The organism is Desulfurellaceae bacterium (assembly GCA_021296095.1).
Taxonomy (GTDB): Bacteria; Desulfobacterota; Binatia; order Bin18; family Bin18; genus JAAXHF01.
Genome location: JAGWBB010000088.1, coordinates 24,243 through 27,785 on the forward strand (window position 1 = coordinate 24,243; position 3,543 = coordinate 27,785).

Consider the following 3,543-nt stretch of genomic DNA (forward strand, 5'->3'; position numbering starts at 1 on the left):
GGCTATGGGCTGCGTGTTTCGCCCAGCAACTTTGTCTACAACCATATCGGTCACTTTGCCGCCGCCAACGAAGCGGTATGCAAGGCGCTCTTCCTGGGCGGGGTGACGCGGCGCTTTCCGCAGCTCAAGTTTGCCTTTTTGGAGGGCGGTGTGGGCTGGGCCTGCCAGCTGTACGCCGATTTGATCGAGCACTGGGAAAAGCGCAATCTCAATGCCCTGGACGAGGTCAACCCGGACCGGCTCGATGTGTCCCTGCTGCGCCAGCTGTCCGAGGCGTATGCGCCCGGCATGGCTGAAGCCTTGCGCGAGCGGGAGGCGGCCTTTGATACGGTGGTCAAGGGTCGAGGCGCGACCGATGTCGGCGGGGTCAGCAACCTGGACGACTTCTCGGCGTGTGAGATCAGCCAGGCCCAAGATATCAAGGAGCTGTTCACCCGAAATTTTTATTTTGGCTGTGAGGCTGATGATCGCATGAACGCCTGGGCTTTTAACCCCCGCAGCAACGCGTTTGGCGCCCGCTTGGGAGCCTTGTTCGGTTCGGATATCGGGCACTTTGACGTGTTGGATATGGATCGGGTGCTCCCCGAAGCTTATGAACTGGTCGAGGATGAGCTGATGACGCGCGACGATTTCCGGGCTTTCGTGTGTGACAATCCGATCCATTTCTGGGGACAGGCCAACCCGGACTTTTTCAAGGGCACGGCCGTCGAGGCGACCGCAGCCAGCGTCCTGGCCGACACCCCGGTCAGCCTCAGCCACACCGGCCAGGCCGCCCAGCCGCTGTCAAAGTAGTCCGCATGGGCGCATCGAAGCCGATAATCTGACAGGAGGCGAGTGAGCATGACTGATTTCGGGCTCGTGTCGATTCCGACCCACTATTCCATTCAACCTGCGGACCTGGCGCGCTGGGCTGAGGACAAGGGTTTTGAGGCCTTGTTCTACGGCGAGCACACCCACATCCCGACCAGCCGTCAGACGCCGTTTCCGCTGGGCGGCGAACTGCCCATGTATTACGCCCAGTTTTTCGATCCCTTTATTGCCCTGACCGCAGCTGCGGCGGTAACGGAAAAGCTCAAGGTCGGGACCTCGGTGTGCCTCGTGCCGGAGCACCACCCGATCAATCTGGCCAAGGCCACAGCCTGCCTCGACCGGGTGTCGAACGGGCGCTTCCTGTTCGGGATTGGGGCCGGCTGGAATGCCGAGGAAATGGCCAACCACGGGGTGAGCTTCAAAGACCGCTGGAAAATTACGCGCGAACGGGTGCTGGCCGTGCGCGAAATCTGGACCAAGGAAGCGGCCGAGTTCCACGGTCAGTTTGTGGACTTTGACCCTATCTGGTGCTGGCCAAAACCGGTCCAGGCCGATGGCCCGCCCATCCTGATGGGGGCGACCTCAAAGTGGTCGGCCAGACGGGTGGCCGAGTATTGCGACGGCTGGTTCCCGGTTGACGGACCCTACGACCTGTCGGCCGGTATTGAGGCGATCCGGGTTGAGGCTGACAAGGCTGGCCGGTCGATGGATGAGTTCGATCTGAGCGTGATTACCGCAGACGGTGTGTTTGGCCGGAGTGGGCCGGAAAATCGCGTCCGAGAGCTGATACAGATGGGCTTCAACCGGGTGTTGTTTCTGATTGAGCCGGGCGAGCCGGATACCCAGTGGCCGGTCCTGGAGCGTTATGCTGGCCTGATCCGCCAGTTTCAATGAGAGTCTGATTCCCTCTCCCTCAGGGAGAGGGCTAGGGTGAGGGTGTCGAAATGACGACACAATCCGGAGTGCCACTCTCGCCTTACTCTTCTCCTGTCTGCCCACCCAGATGTTGACTCACGCGCCCGGCATGAGCCGGTTCAGGTCGTCCTGAAGCGTGGCCAGCACCTCATCCGCCACCGCCCGGCGGCTGCGGAGTTTGGCGTCGCGGTAGGCTTCGGGGCGGAGTTCGGCCAACTGCTTGGCCTCTTGCAGCGTCTCCTCAAGGAGCGTGTCGGCCGGACACGCGCGGTCCAGAAAGCCCGCGTCAACCGCGCCGGCCGGGTCGTACAGGCGGGCCTGGAGGGTAGCCTGGGTCAGGTGGCGTTTGGACAGCCGTTCGCGGGCCAGGCTGACCAGAAAAGACGGCAGGCTCATGCCGATGGCGACCTCATTGAGACCGATCTTGAAATCGCCCTCAGCCCCGATACGGGTGTCTGCGGCCAGGAGCATCAGGGCTCCGGCGGCAATGGCGTGGCCGGTGCAGGCAATCAGCAGCGGTTGCGGATGGACATACATCTGCATCAGCATTGTGGCTCCGGCGGTGACGAGATCACGGGCTGCCTCAGGGCCTCCGTCGCGGACCACGGACAGGTCAAAACCGGCTGAAAAACGCCCAGGTCGGCCGACAATCACGGCCGCGCGGGCTTCCTGAGCCGCCCGGTCGAGCCCGGCCTTGAGCGCGTCGATAAAGGCGTGGCTGACCGCATTGGCCTTGCCGTCGTCGATCCGTAGGATGGCGACGGCGTCCTTGAGTTCATAGTGTACAAGTTCGTGTGACATCGTAAGTCTTCCTGGAGTCGGATTGTTCCGGCTTTTATTGCCTGTCTGTTCGTCCTGGTCAAGCACATGTCGCTCTGGAAACCCCCTGGGGGAATGGCCCTGCAGCGCGGCAGGCCCCTGCGTGCATCCACAGGAGTCGCTCCCGGCGTCTGGCTCCTATTCGGCGATGTGGGATAAAGGCACCAGCAGGCCCATAAGGAGGATGCCTGCCATGACCAGCATGAACTTTGCCAGCCGGTCAGGGTCTTCGGTTGGCATGGGTACGTCGTCCTCGCCGCTGAGGGAACTCATCACGAACTTGGCCATGCGAACCTCGCGCGTGGCCAGCTCTTCGTCGATGATGTCGAGGATGGCAATATAGATGAAGGTCCCGGCCGCCAGCGCGTCAAAGCCACCGGCGATGAGGGTCGTGCTCGTCTCGTCCAAGCCGGTGGTGGCCAGCAGGCCGAGCAGTATCCCCAGCGGTGTCATCGAGACAAAGAGCGCCAGCATGCGTTTCTGGCGTCGGGCCTCAAAGCCGGCCACATGAATGCTCACCATGAGGGCAAAGGCGGCCGATGCCTTGTGGCACAGGATGCCCAGCGTAATGACGGCTGAAGCCGCCAGGTGGGGCTCAAGTCCCAGGGAGATACCGGCAATGACCGAGTGGATGGACAGCAGCCCCAGCAGCACATAGGGGTAGAGGGACTGGGGCTGGTCGGCACGCTGATCGCTGAAAATGACGCGGTCGATCAGCAGCAGGACGCCCAGCCCCAGCGCTGCCAGCAGTGCAGCCAGTGGGTATTCAACGACCCCTTCGAGCTTTTCGATCCCTTCGGGCAGAAGGTGGATGAAACCGACCCCGAGGAAAAGTCCGCCGGCAAAGGCATTGCCCAACGAAAAGAAACGCCGGCTGGCCGCGTGCTGGGCTGCGAAGAGCGGGATCAGGCCGCCGACGAGGCCAACGCCGAAGATGGCGGCGGCGGCGAGCAGTTTGAACGCGATAATTGACATGAGTTCGTGATGCTACAGTAAGCA

At 62.2% G+C, this 3,543-nt stretch carries 4 protein-coding genes; 2 read left to right on the forward strand and 2 right to left on the reverse strand.

All coding sequences use genetic code 11. From position 1 onward, the window contains the following. Both J4F42_17975 and J4F42_17980 read left to right on the forward strand, forming a co-directional pair. Positions 1–792 (forward strand): hypothetical protein (locus tag J4F42_17975; protein ID MCE2487407.1); only part of this gene is annotated, 792 nt, incomplete at its 5' end. Between the two features lie 48 nt (positions 793–840). After that, positions 841–1,704, forward strand: coding sequence for an LLM class F420-dependent oxidoreductase (locus tag J4F42_17980; GenBank protein ID MCE2487408.1), 864 nt, complete (start codon positions 841–843; stop codon positions 1,702–1,704). Between the two features lie 117 nt (positions 1,705–1,821). Here the strand turns inward: J4F42_17980 and J4F42_17985 are convergent, their stop codons facing one another. Both J4F42_17985 and J4F42_17990 read right to left on the reverse strand, forming a co-directional pair. Continuing rightward, positions 1,822–2,526, reverse strand: coding sequence for a crotonase/enoyl-CoA hydratase family protein (locus tag J4F42_17985; GenBank protein ID MCE2487409.1), 705 nt, complete (start codon positions 2,524–2,526; stop codon positions 1,822–1,824). Positions 2,527–2,682: 156 nt separating this feature from the next. Then, entirely contained in the window at positions 2,683–3,519 is an 837-nt protein-coding gene (locus tag J4F42_17990; protein MCE2487410.1) for a ZIP family metal transporter, read from the reverse strand. Positions 3,520–3,543: the final 24 nt, after the last annotated feature.